The 23,493-nt window shown below is 36.7% G+C and carries 16 protein-coding genes; 13 read left to right on the top strand and 3 right to left on the bottom strand.

Features of this window, described 5'->3' with window-relative positions; genetic code table 11:
• The first annotated feature begins 22 nt into the window (after positions 1 to 22).
• The 8 genes from FHT21_RS12195 to FHT21_RS12160 all read left to right on the top strand — a co-directional run bounded on the left by FHT21_RS12195 (position 23) and on the right by FHT21_RS12160 (position 14,291).
• Entirely contained in the window at positions 23 to 586 is a 564-nt protein-coding gene (locus FHT21_RS12195; RefSeq protein WP_167294924.1) for a porin family protein, read from the top strand.
• 221 nt (positions 587 to 807) lie between these two features.
• Positions 808 to 1,734, top strand: a complete 927-nt coding sequence (locus tag FHT21_RS12190) for a sugar phosphate isomerase/epimerase (RefSeq protein WP_167294923.1) — start codon at positions 808 to 810, stop codon at positions 1,732 to 1,734.
• Between the two features lie 279 nt (positions 1,735 to 2,013).
• On the top strand, positions 2,014 to 2,979 hold the full coding sequence (locus FHT21_RS12185; RefSeq protein ID WP_167294922.1) for an ROK family protein: 966 nt from the start codon (positions 2,014 to 2,016) through the stop codon (positions 2,977 to 2,979).
• 693 nt (positions 2,980 to 3,672) lie between these two features.
• Positions 3,673 to 4,917 (top strand): Pycsar system effector family protein, encoded by a 1,245-nt coding sequence (locus FHT21_RS12180; protein WP_167294921.1) that lies wholly within the window; start codon positions 3,673 to 3,675, stop codon positions 4,915 to 4,917.
• Complete coding sequence (gene ppk1, locus FHT21_RS12175; protein WP_167294920.1) at positions 4,917 to 6,956, top strand: polyphosphate kinase 1; 2,040 nt, start codon at positions 4,917 to 4,919, stop codon at positions 6,954 to 6,956. Before FHT21_RS12180 ends, ppk1 begins: the two co-directional genes overlap by 1 nt.
• Before the next feature lie 87 nt (positions 6,957 to 7,043).
• Positions 7,044 to 7,955 (top strand): SdiA-regulated domain-containing protein, encoded by a 912-nt coding sequence (locus FHT21_RS12170; protein WP_167294919.1) that lies wholly within the window; start codon positions 7,044 to 7,046, stop codon positions 7,953 to 7,955.
• A 163-nt stretch (positions 7,956 to 8,118) separates the two neighbouring features.
• The gene (locus FHT21_RS12165) at positions 8,119 to 11,721 is read left to right on the top strand and encodes a BamA/TamA family outer membrane protein (RefSeq protein ID WP_167294918.1); all 3,603 of its coding nucleotides are present in this window, start codon (positions 8,119 to 8,121) and stop codon (positions 11,719 to 11,721) included.
• A gap of 140 nt (positions 11,722 to 11,861) precedes the next feature.
• Positions 11,862 to 14,291, top strand: coding sequence for a GAF domain-containing protein (locus FHT21_RS12160; protein WP_167294917.1), 2,430 nt, complete (start codon positions 11,862 to 11,864; stop codon positions 14,289 to 14,291).
• 147 nt (positions 14,292 to 14,438) lie between these two features.
• Here FHT21_RS12160 and FHT21_RS12155 read toward each other — a convergent pair whose 3' ends face one another.
• Positions 14,439 to 15,041: a DUF2807 domain-containing protein gene (locus tag FHT21_RS12155; RefSeq protein ID WP_167294916.1), complete on the bottom strand. Its 603-nt coding sequence runs from the start codon at positions 15,039 to 15,041 to the stop codon at positions 14,439 to 14,441.
• Between the two features lie 269 nt (positions 15,042 to 15,310).
• Between FHT21_RS12155 and FHT21_RS12150 the strand changes: the two genes are divergently transcribed.
• Positions 15,311 to 15,667: a response regulator gene (locus tag FHT21_RS12150; protein WP_167294915.1), complete on the top strand. Its 357-nt coding sequence runs from the start codon at positions 15,311 to 15,313 to the stop codon at positions 15,665 to 15,667.
• 266 nt (positions 15,668 to 15,933) lie between these two features.
• Here FHT21_RS12150 and FHT21_RS12145 read toward each other — a convergent pair whose 3' ends face one another.
• Positions 15,934 to 17,238: an AarF/ABC1/UbiB kinase family protein gene (locus FHT21_RS12145; protein ID WP_167294914.1), complete on the bottom strand. Its 1,305-nt coding sequence runs from the start codon at positions 17,236 to 17,238 to the stop codon at positions 15,934 to 15,936.
• 7 nt (positions 17,239 to 17,245) lie between these two features.
• Positions 17,246 to 17,899, bottom strand: a complete 654-nt coding sequence (locus tag FHT21_RS12140; protein WP_167294913.1) for a TetR family transcriptional regulator C-terminal domain-containing protein — start codon at positions 17,897 to 17,899, stop codon at positions 17,246 to 17,248.
• Between the two features lie 225 nt (positions 17,900 to 18,124).
• Between FHT21_RS12140 and FHT21_RS12135 the strand changes: the two genes are divergently transcribed.
• From FHT21_RS12135 to FHT21_RS12120, 4 genes are all read left to right on the top strand, one after another.
• Positions 18,125 to 18,979, top strand: coding sequence for an HD domain-containing protein (locus FHT21_RS12135; RefSeq protein WP_167294912.1), 855 nt, complete (start codon positions 18,125 to 18,127; stop codon positions 18,977 to 18,979).
• 353 nt (positions 18,980 to 19,332) lie between these two features.
• Positions 19,333 to 19,473: a twin-arginine translocase TatA/TatE family subunit gene (locus tag FHT21_RS12130; RefSeq protein ID WP_029280163.1), complete on the top strand. Its 141-nt coding sequence runs from the start codon at positions 19,333 to 19,335 to the stop codon at positions 19,471 to 19,473.
• A 58-nt stretch (positions 19,474 to 19,531) separates the two neighbouring features.
• Positions 19,532 to 19,744, top strand: coding sequence for a hypothetical protein (locus FHT21_RS12125; RefSeq protein ID WP_167294911.1), 213 nt, complete (start codon positions 19,532 to 19,534; stop codon positions 19,742 to 19,744).
• 271 nt (positions 19,745 to 20,015) lie between these two features.
• Positions 20,016 to 23,492, top strand: coding sequence for a PKD domain-containing protein (locus tag FHT21_RS12120; protein WP_167294910.1), 3,477 nt, complete (start codon positions 20,016 to 20,018; stop codon positions 23,490 to 23,492).
• Position 23,493: the final 1 nt, after the last annotated feature.

Raw genomic sequence — 23,493 nt, 5'->3', positions numbered from 1 at the left:
TTAAAAACAAAAAAGTATGAAAATGAACAAGTTTTATTTATTAGTTGCTGTTATGGTTATTACAGCAGGGGCGGTAAAGGCACAAGATTCTGACCTGGTATTTGGCGTAAAAGCTGGTGTAAACTATGGAACATTACCAACAAGTTTAAAGGCTATAACGGATAAAAAAGGAAAGGTAGGTTATAATTTGGGGGTATTTGCACGTGTTGGTAAATCACTATATTTTCAACCAGAATTGAACTATGTTAGCTTTAAGAGTTCCTATGTTTATGCAGCTAACACTTATACACCAAAATTTAACCAACTTAATTTACCCCTTATGGTGGGTTACAAACTGATCGATACCGAAGCCTTAAATTTCAGGGTTTCTGCGGGCCCTGATGTTAATTATACCCTTAACGAAGCAAAAGGGCCAGTTGGCTTTGATTATAAAAAACTTAATTTTGGCGGGGTGATTAATGCCGGGGTAGATATTGGCAACATCAGTATCGATGCCAGATACAGCAGGGGCCTTACTAAAATTAATAAGGGACTAGGTGAAAAAAGTGGTCTGTTTAATCTATCTGTCGGATTTAAATTGTTTTAGGGTACATCTAAACTTATTATTTTAAATTAATAAGTTTAAATATTTAAAGTACATAAGAGGTTGATCATTTTTACCTATGATACAACCTCTTTTTGTATTAATGGTGTTTTTTGCTCTTATTCCATTGATTTATAAATGTATAAATGAAACCATCTTTCAAAATGAACTAAATTTTTCAAAAACTAAAAATGTGTAACTTAAACCTCTAAAAGATATATCAAATGAAATATAACCGGCGCGATTTTATTGGTGGTAGCCTGGCACTCACATCTGCTTTATTTTTAACGTCAATGGAAACATTTAGTATGCCTTTTTCTGGATCTGAGAAATCGACAAATGGTTTCGCACTAAAAATCATGGCGCCTTATTGGGGCTTTAATGGCTCAGTAACCGATTTTTGCAAAAAGGCTAAAGACTCAGGTTATGATGGAATAGAAATCCTTTGGTCGGCAGAAATTGCCGAAGAATTATTTAAAGCATTAAAAAAATATCAATTAGAAGTGGGTTTTCTTTGCCGTGGAGATGAAACCCTTCCGGTACCACATTTTGCAACATTTAAAAAAGTACTTAAAGAAGCCATTGAACATCAATATCAAAAGCCATTGTATATAAATGTTCATTCCGGAAAGGACTTTTTTCAATATCAAGACAACAAAAAATTCATTGATTTTACAGTTCAGTATGCTCAGGAAACGGGTGTTCCAATTTATCATGAAACCCATCGGTCGCGTATGCTTTATTCGGCTCCCGCATCATTACCATATTTAGAGGAAAACCCTGATTTAAGGCTAACCCTCGATATTTCTCATTGGTGTAATGTGAGCGAAAGTTTACTCGAAGATCAACCAGAAACCGTGGAACTTGCCATTTCACGTACCGATCATGTTCACGCCAGGGTTGGCCATGCAGAAGGGCCACAAGTAAGCGATCCAAGAGCTCCGGAATGGAAGCAAGCAGTTGAAGCGCATTTTGCCTGGTGGGATAAAGTTGTTGCCATAAAAAAACAACAAGGTAAAATCCTGACCATGTTAACTGAATTTGGCCCGCCCAGTTACATGCCAACCATTCCGTTTACTAATCTTCCAGTTGCCGACCAATGGGCAATAAACGTATATATGATGCAGGTTTGGAGAAAAAGATATTTATAAGTTTTTTAGCCTATAACAGTGCAAATGTTTTTATTATTAGTGGAGATATTTGTATTTGGTTAAGTTATATTTTAATTCAGTGGATATTTTTTATGCTTATTGATAGTTTTTAGGATGTTTTTTTTGAAAATTTATCAATATTTAAGGTTTTTAGTTGAAAATATGTTGTTTAATGGCTTCATTAATTCTATTTTATTCTATATTTAAATGCTGAATTGAAAAATGATAAAAACATATTTATTAAAGTAATGCAAAAAAGATTTAAACTAAGTTCGGTATATGGTTAATTTAAATAGTTTCAACGTGGAACAATCTTATGCTATCGGAATTGATGTTGGTGGCTCTTCGCTTAAATTTGGAGTAGTAAATCAAAATGGCGAAATTTTATATTCCATTATTGTATCGTTAAAAAATGCGAAAACGCAAGGGGCTATTATTGCACTTATTGTAGAGGCGATTAATACCTGTGCTAAAAAATTTAAAAATCCTATTCTTGGAGTGGGTATTGGCTTTCCGGGGATTATTTACAACAATAAGATTATTGCTGGTGCAGATAATTTACCAGGGTTTAAACAATTGGCTTTAGGCGAAATTCTGCAGGAAGTAACACGTTATAATATTGTAATGGATAACGATGCCAATTTAATGGGGCTAGGAGAGATGACTTACGGCGCTGCCAAAGATTGTAGTGATGTGGTTTTTCTTACAGTGGGTACGGGAATAGGAGGCGCAGTGATGATTGATAACAAGCTTTACGGAGGATTTAGAAATAGAGGTACAGAGTTAGGGCATATTGTTGTGCAACACCGTGGGGCTGCCTGTGCCTGCGGAGGCAGCGGTTGTTTAGAAGCGTATGCATCGGTATCGGCTCTGCTTAACCATTATCATGCTATCAACCCTAATTCACCAGAAGAGATTGATGGTAAATATATGGTAGAAAAATACCTGGCTAGAGAAGAATATGCAGTTGAAGCCATGGAATCGCATTTTGATTATCTGGCTACGGGCATCATTAGTTTTATAAATGTATTTAGTCCGCAAAAGATTGTAATTGGTGGGGGCATAAGTGAATCTGGAGCTTTTTATGTTAGAGAAATAGAAAGAAGGATAAAAACTTTAGCAGTGCCGGTTGCGCCTGGCAATGAATTGGTGGTTGCCGCCAAGTTAGGTAATAAGGCCGGTTTATTGGGTTGCGCGGCTAATGTTTTTCAAAAATTTAAGGCTTTTGATTATGCCGTAAAATAATTCATCGGAAAAATAACAGGTACTCATCTAAATCCAGATCCTTTTCAGCGGATCAGCAGGAAACGAAAAATATTGTATTTAAACAGAAAGGATATTCTAAATAATTAGAATATCCTTTTTTCTGTCGAATAATGTAGGATACCGCTTACAGGAAAATATAATTCGATCAAAATTTTCGGCCATTTATCTTGCTTATTTTGTTTTTATTTCGTTCAAAATAACCCTCTGAAAGGCTGAAATAACCCGTTTAGGGTGTGTTAGCCAAATTTGATGGTATTTTAGTCAAACCTGAAACGCTTTTTCTGTTCCTCGTGCTAAATCAGTACAGTAAAATGAATGGCGATTGACCGGCGGAAAATAATCTCCACATATAATTTCCTAGAAGCTTACAGACTAAACAAACCTTAAAAGGTTTAAAACATTGAACCAAAAATATGGATAGGTGTATATCAGGTTATAAACTTTTTTGAACGAGAATAGGCCTAACTGCATATAATTTGTAGTTTAAAAATCAACCATTTCTAAATCTTATTGTAAAATAAACAAGGCATTATTATTGTTAAGGAAGAGATCAGTATTGTTTTTAAAAAATTAGCGTAATTTTATATTCATAAAATATAATTTTTAGACTTAAAGATTTTCAAGAAATGCATTTCCTTCATCATATTAAATTATCGTAACCCCAATACGCTCATGAACTATAAACAATTGCAGGAAGATGTAGAAAAGCATGTTAGCCATTACTTCCATACCCATAACGATCCACGCTTAGTTTATCATAACCTGGAACACACGCAAGAAGTGGTAAATGCTGCGCAGCAAATTGCCAATCATTACCAGCTGAATAAGCAGGATTTTTTTTCTGTAACGGTAGCGGCCTATTTTCATGATACTGGTTATTTTGAAGATGCATTAAACCACGAAGCAAAAGGAGCAGAGCTGGCTGATGCTTTTTTAGCAAAGCATCAGGTTAATCAAGAAATCCGTGATCATGTTAAAAGCGCAATACTGGCCACTAAAATTCCCCAGAAACCTAAAAATGAAATTGATAGAATTATCTGCGATGCAGATCTGTTCCATTTAGGTCTGCCCGATTTCCGAGCAAAAGGGAAATTGATGCATAAGGAAAATGAACTGATCTATAAAAAAGATATCAGTAAGCTCGATTGGCGTAAAAAGGATATCCAGTTTATGGAATCGCATCATTACCATACCGATTATGCCAATCTGCTGTTAAACGATCAGAAACAAAAAAATATCGAAAAACTGAAAAGCAAATTAACAGCACAGGAAGAAATTAGTACCGAATTGGCCGAACCCGTAAATTTTGCACCAGCCATTGTAAAAGAGAAAGAGAAAGAGAAAGAGAAAGACAAAGACAAAAAAAAGAAAGATAAAGACGATCGGCCTGATAAAGGCATTGAAACGATGTTTAGGATTACCTCTGCCAATAACCAACGCCTAAGCGATATGGCCGATAACAAGGCGCATATCCTGATTACGGTAAATTCGATCATGCTTTCCTTAATCGTAAGTTTATTGTTAAGGCGGTTGGAAGATCACGGCAACCTGATTATCCCCACATTTATTTTATTATTGGTGAGTTTAACCTGCGTGGTGGTTTCCATTTTATCTACCCGGCCGTCTATTCCTAAGGGAGAATTCACTCAGGAAGATATGGATAATAAAAAGGTGAACTTATTGTTTTTCGGTAACTTTTATAAAATGAGCTTACCAAGCTATACCGATGGCATGATTAAGGTAATGAATGATAAAGATTTTTTATATGGAACATTAATTACCGATGTGTACTCGCAAGGCGTAGTTTTGGGTAGAAAGTATAAACTGATCCGCCTGGCCTATAATATTTTCATGTTTGGTTTAATTGCAGCAGTATTTGCATTTGTGATTGCTTACGCAGCTTACGGTAAACTTTAATGGAACAGATAGTAGAAACCTCTTTTTTTAACAGAGATTTAAGTTGGTTAAAGTTTAACGAGCGCATTTTAATGGAAGCAGAGCGAAACACTGTTCCGCTTTTAGAACGCATTAAATTTTTATCTATATTCTCTTCCAATCTTGATGAGTTTTATCGCGTAAGGATGCCAGTGTTACTCGCTTTAGAGAAATTGAGCAATAAGGAAGATAATGATATTCGTATTGATGATAATCTGCTCAACACGGCCAATCAGCTTATTTTTGAACAGCAACAACGTTATGGGAAGGTACTTAAATCAGATCTTATTCCGTTGCTCAAAGAGAATAAGATTAACTTAATTTATGGACAGCCATTCCCCTCCGAAATTCAGAAAAGTATAACCCGGTATTTTTTGAGCCAGGTAATGGCCTTTTTGCAGCCTGTTTATATTAATGCCAATTCCAATTTCTTTCCTTCAAATAATGAGCTGTATTTTCTGATTACGCTAAAAAAGAAAGAAGATGCAGAGGTGGTTATTTTAAATATCCCTTCCAACCAGTTAGCCCGTTTTTACAAGGTAGAAACAGCTGATGAAACCTTCATCGTTTTTTTGGATGATATAGTGCGGTTTCATTTAGACCGTGTTTTTCCGGAAGGCGAAGTTACCGGATGTTATAGTTTCAAAATTACCAGGGATGCCGAAATAGATCTGAAAGATGAATATTCAGGCAGTTTATCAGAACAGCTGGAAAAACAATTGTTAAAACGCGACTCTGGTTTAGCCACACGTTTTCTCCATCAACCAGGTATACCGGCCAACGTTTTCGAATTACTCAAAAAGCTTTTCAACCTTAAAAAAGCAAATAGGATAGAAGGCGGCCAGTACCATAACCTGAAAGATTTTATGGGTTTTCCGGTTAATTCCCCTAAATTATCCAACCAAAACTGGCCAAAACTATGTAATACAGATTTGATAGATGGATCTTTAACCGAGGCTATTTATAAAAACGATATTATTGTACATACACCTTACCAGAGTTATGATAGCGTGTTGCGCTTTTTTAATGAAGCTGCTATTGATGCCGAAGTTAAGGAGATCTACGTTACGCTCTATCGTGTAGCCAGCGATTCGAAAATTGTAAATGCATTAATCAGCGCTGCAAAAAATGGTAAAAAAGTTACGGTTTTGGTTGAGCTTAAAGCCCGTTTTGATGAGGCCAACAACATCAAATGGGCCAAGAAAATGAAGGAGGTTGGCGTTGATATTATTTACAGTGTTACCGCTTTAAAAGTACATGCCAAAGTAGCCTTGGTAAAACGACAGACAGGTGATCGGATGCATTATTCTGGTTTGTTTGCAACCGGAAATTTTAACGAAAGTACAGCCGCCTTTTATACCGATCATATTTTAATGACGGCCAATAAAGAAATGCTGCGTGAGGTAGAGCTACTTTTTATTTTTCTGGCCAAAAGGGTTAAACCTACCGCTCCCGACCAGGTTAAATTTAATCATTTATTGGTGGCTCAGTTTAATTTACAACAAGTTTTTCTTCATTTGATAGATAGAGAAATTGAACACGCCAAACAAGGTAAACCATCGGGTATTACCATTAAAATGAACAATCTCGAAGAGAAAGTTTTAATTAACAAACTTTACGAGGCATCATCGGCAGGTGTAAAGATCGAAATGATTGTACGAAGCATTTGCCGCTTAATTCCAGGCGTAACAGGAATGAGCGAAAATATTAAGGTTACCCGCATTGTCGATCGTTATCTGGAGCATGGACGTGTTTTTATCTTCCATAATTTAGGAAAGAATGATGTATACCTGGGCTCGGCCGATTGGATGAACCGGAATATTTATAGAAGAATTGAAGTTTGCTTTCCGATTTATAATGAGCAGATTAAACAAGAAATGATAAATATTATCGAAATCCAAAAACAAGATAACGTACAGGCGGTTTGTATAGATGAAAACATGAATAATATTCCTGTTAAAAGAAGTGAACCCCTTGTTGCGTCTCAACACGATATTTATGAGCTATTAAAAAATAAATAATGCCGTGGTCTGTGTCCTCACAGACCACATGATTTTACTTATTGATGGTCTGTGGGGACACAGACCATGGACATTAAATTTACCCTTATGAAATACAATAAAACTTTCCTCGCCTCTAGCTTGCTAATTTCAGTTGCCTTTTTGGGCATTTCGTGCGTAAATGCTAACCGCGATGATAAAAAGAATGATTCAACAGAAACTGTTTCCAATAGCGGGGGAGAAAAATCAACGCTTCCTTATGATTTGGCAAATCCGGTAAAATACAATATGCCGCAAAATCTTTTCGAAATTTCTGGAATTGTATTTCATAATGGCGATCCGAAAGAAGTATTTGCAATTCAGGATGAAGATGGAGACCTCTTTCATTTAGGTTTAAATGATAAAGAATCGAAATTTACCAAATTTGGAGGTAAAGGCGATTATGAAGACTTAACCATCATCAAAAATTATTTCATTGTGTTAAAAAGCAATGGCGAACTGCACACTTTCCCGATTTCGGAAATAAACAAGCCAGAAGTTGCCAATGTGATTAAAACCAAAGATTTGGTACCAAAGGCAGAATATGAAGGACTGGCTGCGGATGAAAAAAACAGTATGGTTTATGTTTTGACTAAGGATAGCAAGCCTGATTCGAAAGCAAAAGCATCAAGCATTTATGCCTTTAAGTTTGGTGCTGACGCTTCGTTAACACCTGGCGGAGAGTTTAGCCTGTCGCACAAAGACATTGAAAAATTGTCTGGAAGTTCAAAATCAAGGTTCCGTCCATCAGCATTGGCTAAAAATCCAAAAACCAATGAGTGGTATGTGCTTTCTTCTGTAAACAAATTACTTGTGGTTACTGATACCGATTTCAAGGTTAAAGTTACATACCCATTAAACCCAGGCTTGTTTAATCAGCCAGAAGGTATTGCTTTTGACCGTGATAATAACCTTTACATTTCTAACGAAGGCGGAACTTTAGCTGCCGGAAATATTTTAATGTTTAAATTGAAAAAGTAGATTTTGGTAATGGTGTCCCAATGCGGTCGTCATCCTGAATTTATTTCAGGATCTTTCCTGTTATAAACGCTGAAATAAATTCAGCATAGCGACGCGGATGGGAAAATTCCCCAAGAAATAAAATAAATTTTAAAATAACTATCTTTATACAAACGCTGAGTCTATGATTAAAAGATTTACCTTTTTTACCATCTTATTTTTATTCAACTTCATTGCCTTTGCTCAGGATGATGTAAAATATCGTGTAATTCTTTTTGGCGATGCAGGCGAAATGAATCCTGCGCAAATGCATGATTTAAAAAATGCTGCCAAGCAAATTCTTCCAAAAAAAACAACCGTTGTATACCTGGGCGATAATATCTATCCAACAGGCATGGGCCTGCCGGGTAGTGTAGAAGAGGATACAACCAAAAAGATTCTGCGTTCGCAGTTCGAACCTATGCGTAAAATGGGCGCTGCGGTTTATTTTGTTCCCGGTAATCACGATTGGGATAAATCAGGCCCTAAGGGTTTGGCCAAAATCAAAGCACAAGATGATTTTCTTAAGGCGCAGAATGACCCACTATTAAGATTAATACCGGAAAACGGATGCCCCGATCCGGTAGCGATTAAATTAACCGACAAATTAACCATTATTGCCTACGATAGCGAATGGTGGCTTTTTCCATATAATAAATCAAATCCAAATGGAGAATGCGAATGCAGGACTAAAGATGAGGTTTTGGTAAAAATGGAACAATTGCTTGAAGAGAACAAAGACAAGGTTATTCTCTTGGCTTCGCACCATCCATTTCAGAGTTATGGCCCACATGGCGGTTATTTCAACTTAAGGAGCCATATTTTTCCGCTAACATCGCTGGATAGAAATTTATACATCCCTTTACCTGTTTTGGGCTCCGTATATCCTTTACTCCGTTCCACTTTGTTGAGTCCCGAAGATTTAAATCACCCGGCGTATAAGGATATGATTAAATCGGTAACCGGTGTGTTTGGCGATTATCCTAATGTAACTTATGTTGCGGGACATGAACATGGTCTTCAGTTAATTAAAGGAAAACAATTGCAGATTATCAGTGGTTCGGGATCAAAAGTATCGCCAAATAAAGAAGGTAAAACTTCGTTGTTTCACGAAATGCAGCAGGGTTATGTGGTGGCCGATCAATTGAAAAACAACGATATGCGCTACGAATATTATATTTATTCGGATACCAGTGTTAAAAGAGTTTACAGTTACATTAAAAAGTTCGAAACCATTCCTCAAAAAGTAAGAAATAGGGATAAACCAATTACCGCTGATAGCATTTTTGTACGCATTAAACCCGAGTATGACAGCGTTGGCCATTTTCACCGCACTATTTTTGGCGAGAATTACCGTAAAGAATATGCAGCAAGAACAAAGGTTCCGGTGTTAAGGATTTCTCAGATGATGGGTGGTTTAAAAGCAACACAACGCGGTGGGGGCAATCAATCGCGTTCTCTACGGTTAGAAGATAAAAACGGCAAGGAATATGTGCTGCGTAGTGTAGAGAAATATCCAGAAGTGCTGCTACCTGCAGCATTGCGCGAAACCTTTGCTAAGGATGTTATAAAAGATAATATGTCGGCACAACATCCATTTTCGGCGCTGGTTGTGCCCGAACTCGCTAAAGCTAGCGGTATCCCGCATAGCAACCCAATTATTGGCTGGGTTTCGCCTGATGATAATCTTGGAGAATTTGAACCAGTTTTTGCCAATACCCTGTGTTTGTTCGAAGAAAGAGAACCAACGGGAGAATCGAGCAGTTCTCCGAAAATGGATAAAAAACTAACCGACGATAATGATAATAGATTAGATGGTCCTGCCTGGGTAAAGGCCAGGGCATTTGATGTGTTGTTGGGCGATTGGGACAGGCATGAAGACCAATGGCGTTGGAAAGAAACCAAAACCAAAGATGGCTCCATTTATTCGCCGGTGCCAAGAGATCGTGACCAGGTATTTTTTAGATCAGATGGCCTTTTACAGCGCTACACCCAAACTTCATCATTATTACCTATGATGCAGGGTTATGAGCGCGGTATAAAAGATATCAATTGGTTTTTATGGGAGGGAAGGGAAATCAGTAGCCGCTGGACCGCCAATGTAGACGAGGAGGAATTTGATAAAATTGTGAAAGATTTCTGCGCAAATTATAATGATGCTGTTTTCGAAAAAGCACTGAAAAAACTCCCTGAACCAAGTTACTCATTACATCACGATGCCTTTTTAGCACAGTTGCGCAACCGGATAGCCACTTTGCCAAAATTAATGAACCAGTATTATCATTTCTTTAACCGCATTGTAGATATCGAGGTGACCAATAAAAATGAGCTGATCCGGATCTCTGATGCAGATAATAATGGATTACGCGTAAAAATCAATAAAATTTCAAAAGAGGGTAATATCAAAGACGAGCTTTTCGACCGGAAATTTGATCCGAAAGTAACCAAAGAGATCAGGGTGTACATGCACAATGGTAACGACAGCCTGATTCTGAACAATAAAAACTCGAATATTAAATTGCGGATTATTGGTGGCAAGGGGACTAAAGTTTACGATTTTGCAAACAGTAACGGATCTGTAAAGTTATACGGTAGAACCGATAAGGCAACTTATAATGGAGCGGATGCCAATAAAATCAGAAAAATAATCTCTAACGATACTTCTAATTTCAGCTATATCCCAAAAGATATGTACCGCCGGAATATGTGGTTGTTAAACGCAGGTTACAATAATGATGATGGTGTTTTATTGGGCTTGATCTACAAGCAGACTAATCCTGGTTTCAGAAAACAGCCTTATGGCAATTCGCAGACTATTTCCTTTTTGCATTCATTTTCGACCAAAGCTTTTAGGTTTAACTATAAAGGTGAATGGTTAAAAGCTTTAGGTAAGGGCGATTTTGTGTTGAAAGCTGATGCTTTTGCGCCAAATAATACACAGAATTTCTTTGGTATGGGAAATGAAACACCTTTTGATGATAACGACAACATCAGTTATTATCGTGCGCGTTTTAATTTATACCAGATTGATGCCTCAATCAGATGGCGCCGCCCTAAATCTACTTTTAGTGTAGGCCCTTCCTATCAATATTATAAATTTAACCAGGAAGATAACATAGGCCGTTTTATCGAAAATCCTTCACAATTACATTCTTCTGATTCGCTTACCTTTCGGAACGAAAAGATGTTTGCAGGGGCATTTGTAAATTTTACCAACAACACGCGTGATAATGATTTATTACCAACCTTGGGTAGTTTTGTAGATTTCAAACTGCTGGGATATAAAGGTGTTAATAAATATTCTAACTCTTACGGACAATTTACAGCGAGTATAGCATTGTATAAAAACCTCGATGGTAGAAAAAACTTCATTTTGGCTGATCGTTTCGGCGGGGGAGTAACCATTGGTAAACCTGCATTTTACCAGGCTTTATTTTTAGGTGGACAAGGGAACCTTTTGGGCTATCGTCAGTTTAGGTTTGCCGGCGAACATATGTTTTATAATAATTTAGAATTGCGCGCTAAACTTGGCGATTTAGTAAGTTATGTTTTACCCGGACAAGTTGGCTTGCTGGGTTTTTATGATGTAGGCAGGGTATGGAAAAGAGATGAAGCCTCTACGTTATGGCACCATGGTATAGGAGGGGGCGTTTACTTCGCTCCGGCATCACTTACAGTTGTCCGATTTGTAATGGGGCACTCGTCTGATGGTTGGTATCCATATGTATCGCTTAATTTTAGGTACTAAATTTGTGTAACATATTAATAGATGTAATATCCAAGTATTACGTTCAGCAGACGAACATTGCTTTAATGAGTATGTATCTTTGCAAAGAATTAGTAATTAAATAGATAACTATAATTTTTACACTATAGCAAACTTATACAATGAATACCAATGTAATACAGATACATAAAAACGAATGTATACATTGCCAGGTAGAATCATCTCTGTCTTTCCGCCCCCTTGTGGAGTATTTGAAAGGCAGATTGAAAACAGAAAAATCGGTAAAATCTGAATTTTACAGGTTTTTACTTCAAAAAATTGAAAAAGACGATGTGCTGCTTGGCAACATCAGTGCCGAAGAATTATCCCAATATAAAGATACTTTAGAATTGATTTTTACTATTCTAACCCCTTTAATGGATAATGAAGACGATTTATTTTGGGCCCTAAGTACCCCAATTCCAGATCAGATTTTCTTTAGCACCAATGCATTCTATAAATTTTTTAAGGATCATGATCCTAAAAATAAGGTAACCAAAGACAACGAGCCTGTTGAGAAAAAACAACTTAAGTTTATCTATAATGTTATTTTAGGCCGTTTTTATAATTTTACCTCGGTACTAAAGAATGAGATCATTTATGCGCATATTAATCAGGAAACAAAACTGACGCAGTACTATAATATCCAAACCGATACCAAGTTTGTAGATATTGTTCATAAAGGCGATTTGCCTGAACTTAATTTTGAAGAACTGGGCAAGCATTTTCAAGAGGAAACTGAATTGGAGTACCTGGTAGAGCATTTGCCATTACAAAATTTTCATTTCGAAGGATTCAGTATTATCTCTATAACAGATGTAACCTTACAACATGCCATTGATGGTATCCGCGATGCATTGGTTAACCACAATTATCAAACGGAAGCCTATACGCATGTCATCCATGCCTTAAAAACGCTTAGCGGAAACGGAAAACTTGAATTTGGCCTAATGCCATTTTTAACGGTTAACAATAAGTTGGTTTTCGATAATCGGGAATTTTCGCAGAGTATGCTGATTAATTCAGCAAAATCATCCAATCTCGAAGAAGAGGTTTTTTATTCGCTGGTTGATAAATATAAAGAAAACCCACGATCAATTTTTGTAAGCTCAATCAATGACGATCAGATCGATAAAGATCCTTTTTTAAGGGTTTTAAAAGCTGCTGGTGTTTGTTCTTATTCAGTACTGCCTGTATATTATAATACGCAGTTGGCAGGTGTTTTAGAGGTTTATTCGAGTGAGGAAGTATTGGTTGACGATAAACTTTTATCGAGGTTACGTCCGGCAATGCCTTTAATCGGTCAGCTTTTCCAATACAGTATCGAAGAATTTGATGCTAAAATGGATGAAGTGCTGATGGATAAGTTTACCGCTTTACAGCCATCGGTACAATGGAAGTTTAACGAGGCTGTTTGGCACTTTCTTCAGCAGAATAACAGTTACCATAAATTAAAGGAAATCGAAACGATCACCTTTAAACACATGTATCCGCTATTTGGGGCAATTGATATCCGTAATTCTACCATAGAGCGGAATAAAGCTTTAAAAGATGATATGGAAGTACAGTTGAACAGTTTAATTGATACTTTAAAAGCCATCCGTAAGCATGTTTCTTTAGAACTTACCGATAAACTATTATTCAATTGTAAAGACTGGATTAAACGCATCGGCGATTTTGCTTCATCAAACGAAGAAAACAAACTGAACGAGTTTTTAGAAATAGAAGTTTATCCTTTCTTATCAATTATAAAAGGAAACTACCCGATAACAGCTGAGTTTGTAGATCGTTATTTCGAAGTTATTGTTCCAGAAACTGGTGCTGCATTTGCAAATCGCAGGCAGTTGGAAATTTCGATGCAGCTGATCAATACCGAAGTGAGTCAATACCTGGAGAAATCGCAGGCTAATTTACAGGCTTCATACCCTTGTTATTTTGCCAAATTCAGAACTGATGGAGTGGAGTATGATATTTACATCGGACAGGAAATTGCACCTGACCGCCCATTTGATTTGTTGTACCTTAAAAATATCCGTTTATGGCAGTTAACCTCAATGGTCGATATTGCGCGTTTATCGAAAGGATTAATTGGCGAAATGCCCCGTGCATTAGAAACCACACAGCTGATCTTTATCCATTCTAATGCAATTGATATTAGCTTTAGGAACGACGAACGCCGTTTTGATGTAGAAGGTGCTTATAATATCCGTTACGAAGTAGTTAAAAAACGTATTGATAAAGTATTGGTTAAAGGTACAACCGAACGTTTAACGCAGCCCCATAAAATTGCAATGGTTTATTTCAATCCTGAAGAAGCCAAAGAATATATGGAGTATATTAAATATATGCAGGTTCAAGGGTATTTAAATGACGATTTAGAGCAATTGGAACTAGATGAACTTCAAGGTGTTTCTGGCTTAAAAGCTTTAAGGGTAGGCGTAAAATATCTGGAAAGTAAAGTAGCAGCAGGTAAAGCAGATGCTGCTAAAAAACTTAAACCTAAGGAGATCAAATCCATCGAGAAGGAAATTGCGAAGGTGCTTCAGCACTAATAATCCGTAAGAGTTCGTCATTTCGAGCGGATTGCAACGTAGCCGAGAACCACGATTGCTCAGCGAAGTCCATCTTACATTTTCCATACAACAAAAAGGCTTTCTGATCCGAATCAGAAAGCCTTATTTCATTGGTGTGTTTTATAATTATTTGATTGCGGCAATTTCTTTTTCAACAGCAACAGTTTCTATAGAACTGATGTTGGTTTTTAAAGCTGCAAATCTATCGATGGTTAACTTTTGCGATTTACCCATTACCAAAGTATGGCTATCAGTAGAACCACTTAATTTTAAATCTGCCTGATCTGAAATTACGGTATATAAACCTTCTGAACTGGTATTGATCTCAGCATGTGCATTTCCTTTTAAAAAGATCTGAAGATATTTAGTTCTTAGTTTTCCTTCAGTTTTAACAATTGCGTTTTCTGAAGCCTCAATTCTGTAAAAATCGTTTACATAAACAGTCAATTTTGTTTTTTCGGTGCTGGTTGAAGTGATTTTTAAATTATCGCCATCTTGCATAACTTTTGCCGTTCCTGTGTTATCATCAGCATAAGAAATACCAGAATTACTTCGCTGGATAATGGTTACTTCTACATTTCCTTTAACAGAAATTCTTTTAAAAGCCGATATTTTTAAAATTGCATCAGGCTCTTTTTCCATTGCAGAAGCGTTTGTAGTAAATAAAGCTGATGATAAAACGATTGCTGTTAATGAAGTTGCGATTAGGGTTTTGATTGAGGTTTTCATAATATTTTTATTTAATAATTAAATGTTAATTAATTGTTATTTAAATGTTTAAGTCTTTTTGCTGTAGTTTTGATGATAAGACGCAGTGAAATGAAAAACGTTGCAGGCAGTATTGCGTTTTTATACAACCGATAGGTAATACTCGACGAACAGGCATTAATTCAAGACGAAAACTTGAAACTTTTACCAAGCATTTGTAAAATATTTTAAGATCTTTTATTGATCTGGTCTTTTTTTTTATATTTAATGAGAATTTAGTCTGTTTGTTTATGAAGAAAAAGGTTGTGCTTGTTCAGGATGATAAAGATATCCTCGATATAATGGACCATGTATTGGAAGAAGAGGGATTTGATGTTACGGCATCATTAACAACCGAACCTATAGATAAAATAGATGAAATTGAACCCGATGTTGTGATTGTGGATGATCACATTAAGGGAGAAAAGAAGGGCTCGGAAATAATTAAAGAGCTTAAATCTGACCCCGAAACAGAGGATGTATCGGCTGTATTAACCTCAACTTCAAATAACTTGCCACAACAGGCAGAAGAATGCAAAGCTGATGATTATATCGAAAAACCATTTGATATTGATCATATGGTTGAAGTGGTAAAGAAAAACAGCTAGATTTTTATCGAAAGATTGTCATTTCGATTCGATAGCTATCGGATGGAGTGCAATCCCGAACTTTCGGGAGAGAAATCTACAAGAATACTTTTATTGATATAACCTAAGCATTTCCTGTTTACGCGATCTGTTATAGATTCTATTAGGGCAGTAGTCATTCCCGTGCAAGCAGGAACCATAAAGTGCTCAGCGAAGCTAATCTTAAATCTTATTGTATTAAGATTCCCGATCTGGTTGGAAATAACGATTTATCGAAATGAATTTCTCTAGGCAGTTACATTGGGTTTGAAAGTATCTGTTTTAACCGTTGCTTTTAATTCATGTAATATCGTATACAGACCAAAATTAGTTCGGTTAACGTAAATAAAATGTTTTACCCCACGGGCCTGTTTAAATTCTGGCATTTTCGAAATCTTTTCACCATAGGCGTATAGCTGCTCAAAAAAATCAGGTTTACTAAAATCAAAAGTTTTACTGGTATAGGGTTTGGCAAAGAGACTGATCATCTCCCTGTACGATTTATAATAAAACTCAACCTGCTCAGGAGAATCGTCAGTATGGATCATATCCAGTTTTCTAAATGCATCTATCGTTTTATTTTTATCATTAATTACATCAGTAGAAATTAAGGCGAAAAACGGGTAGTAGAAATCATCCGGCATCTCTTTAATACAGCCAAAATCAATTACTCCAAGGTTTTCATCCGGTGTAATCATAAAATTCCCTGGATGCGGATCTGCATGTACAGCTCTGAGTTCGTGTTGCTGAAAATTATAGAAATCCCACAGCGCCTGCCCGATTTTATTGCGTACTTCCTGTGAAGGATTCGTTTGTAAAAATTCTTTTAAATGCAAACCATCAATCCAGTCCATGGTAATGATGCGCTTTCCGGATAATGCTGGGTAGTATTTTGGAAATACAACATGATCGAGGTTTTTACAGGCTTCTGAAAATTCGATAGAACGTTTAACTTCCAGTTCGTAATCTGTTTCTTCTAGCAAACGTTCTTCAACTTCTTTAATATAGATATTCAATTCCCTTTCCGACATGCCCAGTAAACGGAAAGCGAAAGGTTTTACCAGTTTCAGGTCAGAGGAAATACTGTCGCCCACACCAGGGTATTGAATTTTAATGGCGAGTTTTTTACCATTAAGCATCGCTTGGTGCACCTGGCCAATAGAAGCAGCATTGCTGGAGCTTAAGTTAAAACTATCGAAAATATTTTCAGGTGTTTTACCGAAATTTTTGGTGAAAGTTCTGACAATTAACGGACCTGAAAGGGGAGGAGCATTGTATTGAGATTGGGTAAATTTATCGACATAAGATTTCGGCAGGATATTCTTATCCATACTTAACATCTGTGCGATTTTTAAGGCACTGCCCTTTAATTCGCTTAGCGATTTATAAATATCGGTTGCATTATCCTCGTTAAGCTGTTCTCGGTCCATTTCAGGGTTGAACAGCTTTTTTGAGTAATGTTTAATATAGTTGCCCCCGATCTGAATACCTGTTTTGACAAACTTTGCTGAACGCTCTACTTTGGTAGTTGGAATACTTTTTTGTGTTTTCATCTGGTGTTTAAAACCTCATCTTTTCTGCAAATTTTCCATTTCTGGATAAAAATTTCCCATATTCCAATAAATTGTCGATTGGCGAATGCTGGAAAAGATCGAAGGTTACATTGATGCCTTTTTCTATGGCTTCGTCGCTTTTTTCGAAACCTTCACTATCATCGTTGATCCAGAAATTAACAATAAAAGCAAACTGGATCCATAAGGCATCTTTATATCTTTTGCTTAGAAAACGGCGCTCGGCAAGTTCTCCACTATCTAATCCCTCTTCAATAATTTCTTGTGCAAAGTTTTCGAAAATAGGTTTTACACCAGCCAGTACATCAGGAGTAGAAAATTTACCCCGGTGATTCTTTAAGCTGTAAATCACAAAACTGCGTTCGTTCTTCAGGTTTTCCAGATAACTGTAAAAGAAAGAAAGTATTTTTTCTCTGGCCGTATACTGGGGCCAAACTTCCTGCTCTTTGATTTTGTTTATGGTTTCGAAAGTAAGTTCGAACCAGATTGTTTTTTCTATGCTTTCAAAAGAAGAGAAAAACTGATAAAAATCGGTCTCGGTAATTTTAAGCTTCTTTACGAAAATGTAAACCGATTTTGGTTTTTCATTGTTTGTTAGAACATAATCTAAATATGCTTTTCTAATTTGCTGAGCAGTTGCCATATACCAGTTTTTTACAAGTATAACGTTTAATTTATTGGCTTGTTTTTATTGCAGGTTTTTTGTTGATCATGAAATTGTAATAATAGCTTTCAAAATATTTGAAAGCGGTTTTATGGCTAATTATATTAGTTTTAAGGGGTTTTAATGTTGATAATTTTTTATGATAAAACTAAAATTATTAGTATTTTTGTTTCTGATTATTTCTTTTAATTAAAGCACAGCAATATGATCCAGGTAAACGATTTTTTATACGGCAAAATGGAACTGCCAATGGTATTTTCTGATCTGTTAAATACTGATGCTTTAAAAAGGCTAGGCGGGATACATCAAAGCGGTGCTATATTTTTGGTCAATCCAGATATCTGCCATTCACGATTGGAGCATGCCATTGGGGTTACCATGTTGATTAGGATGCTTGGTGGTTCAGAACTGGAGCAAATTGCAGGCTTGCTGCACGATATTTCGCATACCGCTTTTTCTCATGTGGGCGATTATGTTTTCGATAATACAGATGAAGATTACCATGAAAAGGTTTTTGCCGAAGTTTTATATAAATCGGAAGTACCTGATGTGTTGTTAAATTATGGATATAATGTTAACCAGATTCTGTATGGTACTTTTGATATTTTAGAGCAACCTTTGCCGTCGCTCTGTGCCGATCGTTTGGATTATACTTTGCGTGATGGTATTCATGGTGGGGTAATTTCCCGTCAGCGTGCCCGCGAATTTTTGACTTCCATTGTTTTGAAAGATGGAAAAATAGCAGTGAATGCAGAAACTGAGGTGGCTTGGATTAATGAAGCTTTCGAGAAGCTGAACAATGATGTGTTTAAATTACCGCTTCATTTATATGCCAATGGCAGAATGGCCGAACTAATTAAAAAATTTCTGAATAAAGGGATATTGGTTGAAAGTGATCTGTTTAAAACAGATACCATGCTGCTAAACAAAATTAGAACATCATTTGAAGGCTATGAAGCCATTAAGTCGATCAAACAGTTAAAAGGTTTTGCCGAATTTATGCGCCATGGCGCGGTGCCTAAAATCAAAACAAGAACTTTAAATGCTTTGTTGGTTTAGCGCCAAGGGGGTACGTGTTTAGAGGCGATTAGCTCCTTCTTTTCGTCCTCCTGAACTTGTTCCATGATCTTTTCTTGTAATTGTACCAATGAACTAGTTTTTCATGGAGACACAGAAACAAGTATCGTCTATGGCCTAGCTGGATGGAAATGCGAAAGTTGTTAAGAAGCTGATTAGTAATGACTTGTAAAATAGTGTTAATGCTAGCAGGAGTAGAGGGAAATATTAGGCATTCTGAATACAATAGAACCTTTGAGGTTCGGAATTGAGCATTTGTTGTCAGCGAACCAATTAACCATTCCCTAACAAACCATTTCAGAGGAATTAACGTATATTGTGAAAAATATAAAGATATGTCTGCAATAGAAATTATTTTAATCGGCGTGGTTATCCTGCTTATTTTTGGTGGTAAAAAGTTGCCAGAATTAATGAGGGGGATAGGGAAGAGTGTAAAAGAATTTAAAGACGCCAAGGATGAACCGCCTGTTAAATAATTGCGGTAAATAAAACTTTCTGTTAATGGTGCTGTTTTAATTAAAATAAACGCCAATAATGGAAAATAAAAAAGAAGATCTGTCCAAATCAAAATCTGATTTCACAGCAGAAAATGCAAAACACCCTAATCAGGGACTGGACAATTGGAACAAACGCTTAGACGAAAATCTGGAGCCTGAAGATCATAACGATAGTGCTGCAGATGAAAAAGCCAAAAATTTCTCTGCAAAATACGGTAGCGGCGATCAGTCCGACCAAGGTAATGATTGAATATTTATCATATAGCCACTTTTTATAAAGTGGCTTTTTTGTTTTGCATGTTATTATATTCATGGCTCTCCATTCTGTTCTTCATAAGGCAATACATTTGTATGTGAAACTTTTTTACACAACCCTTCTATTTTATTACACGAAAGGTGGTTTTTCTGCTTAAAAATTGTTAAAATTCTAATAATTGTTTTTTCTTGTGATTTGATTAATAGTATATTGCATATCTAATCAAACAAACATGTATAACGTTTTCAAACTAAACCGATAGGTGATGAGCAGGCATTGGTTATTGGTTTTGTTAGTGTCTTTGTTTTTTACTAAAACATTCGGACAAAATGTTTCAAATGAGGGAAACGACTTTTGGGCAGTTTTTCCTACACATGTACCATCTGGAGGGTTTAATGGAAATATTGCTATTTTTGTGACTTCAAAATCCTCTTCTGAAGTTACCGTTACCTGTGGAAGCGCCACGCCCATTACTAAAACTATTCCTGCTAATACTGCCGTTAGGTTTGATGTACCCCGGGCCGACGCTTATATTGATAGGGTAACCGATGCAAACCGGGTGCTTACAAACAGGGGAATACATATTAAGGTTGCCGATGGTAAACCTAAAGTTTCTGTTTATGCCCATATTTATGGCAGAGCGAGATCTGCAGCTTCCCTGATCTTACCATTTGAAACTTTGGGCCAGACATATTATTCCATGAATTTTACCCAAACTAACGGGGGGAATAATTTTTTGACATTGGTTGCGGTAGAAGATAACACCAAAATTATCCTGCATGAGAAAAATGGGAATAAAATACCCATTACCTTAAGCAAAGCAGGCGATGCCTACGAATATTTGGCTTCTGGAACAGAAGATTTAACCGGAATTTATGTTGAAACTGATCCTGAAACATCTTCCTGTAAGCGCTTTGCCGCGTTTTCTGGATCTTCCGTGATCGGAATTGTATGTAATAATTCGCAAGACCCATTATTTCAGCAGCTTTATCCAACAAACAGTTGGGGCAAAAACTATGGAGTGGTGCCTTTTATCAACAGGAAATATATTCTGCGGATACTTGCGCAAGAAGATAATACTAGTGTAACCTATAATGGTATTACCCAAGTGATCAATAAAGGGAGATTTTTTATTGAAAGTGGAACATTAACTGGCTCAACCTTTATTACTGCTGATAAATTGATTAGTGTAGCGCAATATGCACTGTCTCAGGATTGTTCGTCTGCAAATGGCGGAGGGATTATTGGAGATCCAGAAATGGTAATATTAAACCCGATCGAATTCAATATAAGAGGCGTTACTGTATTCTCTTCCAATTTGGAAGCTATTCAGGATAAGTACATTAATGTGCTGATCAAAACAGATAAAATTTCGGGATTTAGGTATAATGGTGTAGTACCAACAACTGCCTGGATACCTTTAAGTGGCAATCCGCTTTATTCGTATACACAGATTACCGTTGATAATGAAAGCGTAACACTAACTGCCGACGATGGCTTCAATGCTATTGCTTATGGTTTTGGAGATCACGAATCTTATGCTTATTCGGCCGGTACAAATTTATCGTCGAACAACTACGTTACTGTTTTTAACTCTACGAAAAATGAAGAGGGACAAAATGGTTGTGTTGGCGAAACTTACAACATCAAGATTACTCTTCCTTACCAGCCTAACCAGATTAGCTGGTCGCTTGATAATGAAGCTACCATCCTTCAGAATGCTCCCATATTGTTGGAAACTAAAAACTTGCCTGATGGAACCAGTGTATATACCTACGAATCACCATATACCAAATCTTATACAACAAAAGGTAAACACAGCTTGGACGTAATAACTTTTCTGCCTAATGCATCCTCTTGCATATCAGGCGAAGTCGCAACAAATTATACTTTTAATATTTACGATCTTCCTACGGCTAAATTTGACCCGTTGGTTGGCTGCGCAGGAACGGATGTGAAATTTACCGATTTAAGTGTTTCCAATTCGGATCTGACGATTACAAAATGGCTTTGGGATTTTGGCGATGAAAGTACTCCTTCCACTGAACAGCACCCGCTGCATACCTATACAAAAGCTGGTAAATATTTTGCAAGATTAACGGTTAGCACCGAATACAATTGCTCCAACACATCAGAATTAGTCGAAATTAATATAAACCCTCAACCAATATCCGATTTTGATGTAAGCGGACTATGCACCAGCAAATTGATCAAAATAATTGAAAAATCAACAATAGAAAACCCCGGAACTATTGTGAAATGGACCTGGGATTTTGGCGATGGAAGTACTCCTTCTACTGAACAGCACCCCATTCATCAATATAGTGCTACTGGATCTTATACCATTACACTAACAACCGAAAGTGATAAAGGATGTGTGAGTGTAGTGAAATCTAAAACGGTAACTGTAATTGATCCACAATCTGCTGATTTCGAACTCCCTGGTTTTTGTTTGGCTGATGGCGTGGCCAGATTTAAAAATACATCCAAAAATGCAGACGGAAGTACGACGGGTTTGACCGCTCAGTGGACCTTTACTTTTAATAATGCTATAGTAGCAACCTCAACTGATTTTGATGGTTCTTTTACACCTACAGCCACAGGTGATTATATAGCGGCTTTAATTGTTAAAAATGGAGATGGTTGTGAAATGTCAAAAACACTTACCTTCACCGTTAATGGTGATGTTAAAACGGCTGATTTTGAGATTATCAATGACCATAGCTGTGTGAGCGAAAATATCATGATTAAAAATACATCTACTGTATTTACGGGTAAAATCACTAAGATTGAGATTTATAGAGATTTTGGTAATGAAAGTTCTATTTATAAAACAATTCCTTATCCAGATAATAACGAAGTTTTTATACTTAACTACAATACTTTTGGAGGCACTACCGACCGAACCTTTAACATCAGGCTTGTTGCCTATTCTGGAGAAAATTGTTTTAAATATTCAGAATCGCAAACACTTACCTTAAAACCAGTTCCGCAACTGGTGTTTGATGATATGGCTCCAGTTTGCGACGCAGATGGAACAGTTTTAATTACACAGGCCAAACAAAAGGTTGGCGAAGAAATGAATGGGCCGCCAGGTGTATATAGTGGCGATGGTATGAGGGCAGATGGTACCTTTAATCCTAAAATTGCCGGGCTTGGGCCGCATACCATCACTTATACATTTACAGGAGATAATGGCTGTCCTAATTCCATTTCCAATACCATTACAGTGTATAAATCCCCTGTGGCAGATGCGGGCACGCTAATTTACATTTTAGCAGGCGGGCAGATCGAAATTCCGGCAACTGCCGAAGGAACCAATTTAAAATACGAATGGTCGCCAGCAGTTGGCTTGAACAAAACCAATGTCTTAAATCCGATTGCCTCACCAAATGAGGACACAGAATATACCTTAACGGCCACTACACAGCCAGAAGGTTGCGTAACAACTTCAAAAGTATTGGTTAAGGTATTGCAAGCTATAAATCCACCCAATACCTTTACGCCAAATGGCGATAATGTAAACGATACCTGGATCATTAAATACTTAGAATCTTATCCAAATGCTACTGTCGAAATTTTTAACAGAAACGGGAATAGGGTATTTTTTAGCAATGGTTATAAAATTCCTTTTGATGGGAATTACCAAAATGAACCACTTCCGGTAGGTGTTTATTATTATATCATTAACCCACGTAACGGACGAAAAACAATAACAGGACCGCTCACCATAATCAGATAAA

Source organism: Pedobacter sp. SG908 (assembly GCF_011759615.1).
In the GTDB taxonomy this organism is placed as follows: Bacteria; Bacteroidota; Bacteroidia; order Sphingobacteriales; family Sphingobacteriaceae; genus Pedobacter; species Pedobacter riviphilus.
Note: the sequence above shows the minus strand (reverse complement) of the source record. Positions and strands in the feature narration are given on the sequence as shown.

What these genes read in the sequence shown, in the direction of transcription:
- FHT21_RS12170 (WP_167294919.1), top strand. Translation starts at nt 7,044, where the DNA reads ATGAAATACAATAAAACTTTCCTCGCCTCTAGCTTGCTAATTTCAGTT.
- FHT21_RS12120 (WP_167294910.1), top strand. Translation starts at nt 20,016, where the DNA reads ATGAGCAGGCATTGGTTATTGGTTTTGTTAGTGTCTTTGTTTTTTACT.
- FHT21_RS12165 (WP_167294918.1), top strand. Translation starts at nt 8,119, where the DNA reads ATGATTAAAAGATTTACCTTTTTTACCATCTTATTTTTATTCAACTTC.
- FHT21_RS12180 (WP_167294921.1), top strand. Translation starts at nt 3,673, where the DNA reads ATGAACTATAAACAATTGCAGGAAGATGTAGAAAAGCATGTTAGCCAT.
- FHT21_RS12155 (WP_167294916.1), bottom strand. Translation starts at nt 15,041, where the DNA reads ATGAAAACCTCAATCAAAACCCTAATCGCAACTTCATTAACAGCAATC.
- FHT21_RS12185 (WP_167294922.1), top strand. Translation starts at nt 2,014, where the DNA reads ATGGTTAATTTAAATAGTTTCAACGTGGAACAATCTTATGCTATCGGA.
- ppk1 (WP_167294920.1), top strand. Translation starts at nt 4,917, where the DNA reads ATGGAACAGATAGTAGAAACCTCTTTTTTTAACAGAGATTTAAGTTGG.
- FHT21_RS12195 (WP_167294924.1), top strand. Translation starts at nt 23, where the DNA reads ATGAACAAGTTTTATTTATTAGTTGCTGTTATGGTTATTACAGCAGGG.
- FHT21_RS12160 (WP_167294917.1), top strand. Translation starts at nt 11,862, where the DNA reads ATGAATACCAATGTAATACAGATACATAAAAACGAATGTATACATTGC.
- FHT21_RS12140 (WP_167294913.1), bottom strand. Translation starts at nt 17,899, where the DNA reads ATGGCAACTGCTCAGCAAATTAGAAAAGCATATTTAGATTATGTTCTA.
- FHT21_RS12190 (WP_167294923.1), top strand. Translation starts at nt 808, where the DNA reads ATGAAATATAACCGGCGCGATTTTATTGGTGGTAGCCTGGCACTCACA.
- FHT21_RS12150 (WP_167294915.1), top strand. Translation starts at nt 15,311, where the DNA reads ATGAAGAAAAAGGTTGTGCTTGTTCAGGATGATAAAGATATCCTCGAT.
- FHT21_RS12125 (WP_167294911.1), top strand. Translation starts at nt 19,532, where the DNA reads ATGGAAAATAAAAAAGAAGATCTGTCCAAATCAAAATCTGATTTCACA.
- FHT21_RS12145 (WP_167294914.1), bottom strand. Translation starts at nt 17,238, where the DNA reads ATGAAAACACAAAAAAGTATTCCAACTACCAAAGTAGAGCGTTCAGCA.
- FHT21_RS12130 (WP_029280163.1), top strand. Translation starts at nt 19,333, where the DNA reads ATGTCTGCAATAGAAATTATTTTAATCGGCGTGGTTATCCTGCTTATT.
- FHT21_RS12135 (WP_167294912.1), top strand. Translation starts at nt 18,125, where the DNA reads ATGATCCAGGTAAACGATTTTTTATACGGCAAAATGGAACTGCCAATG.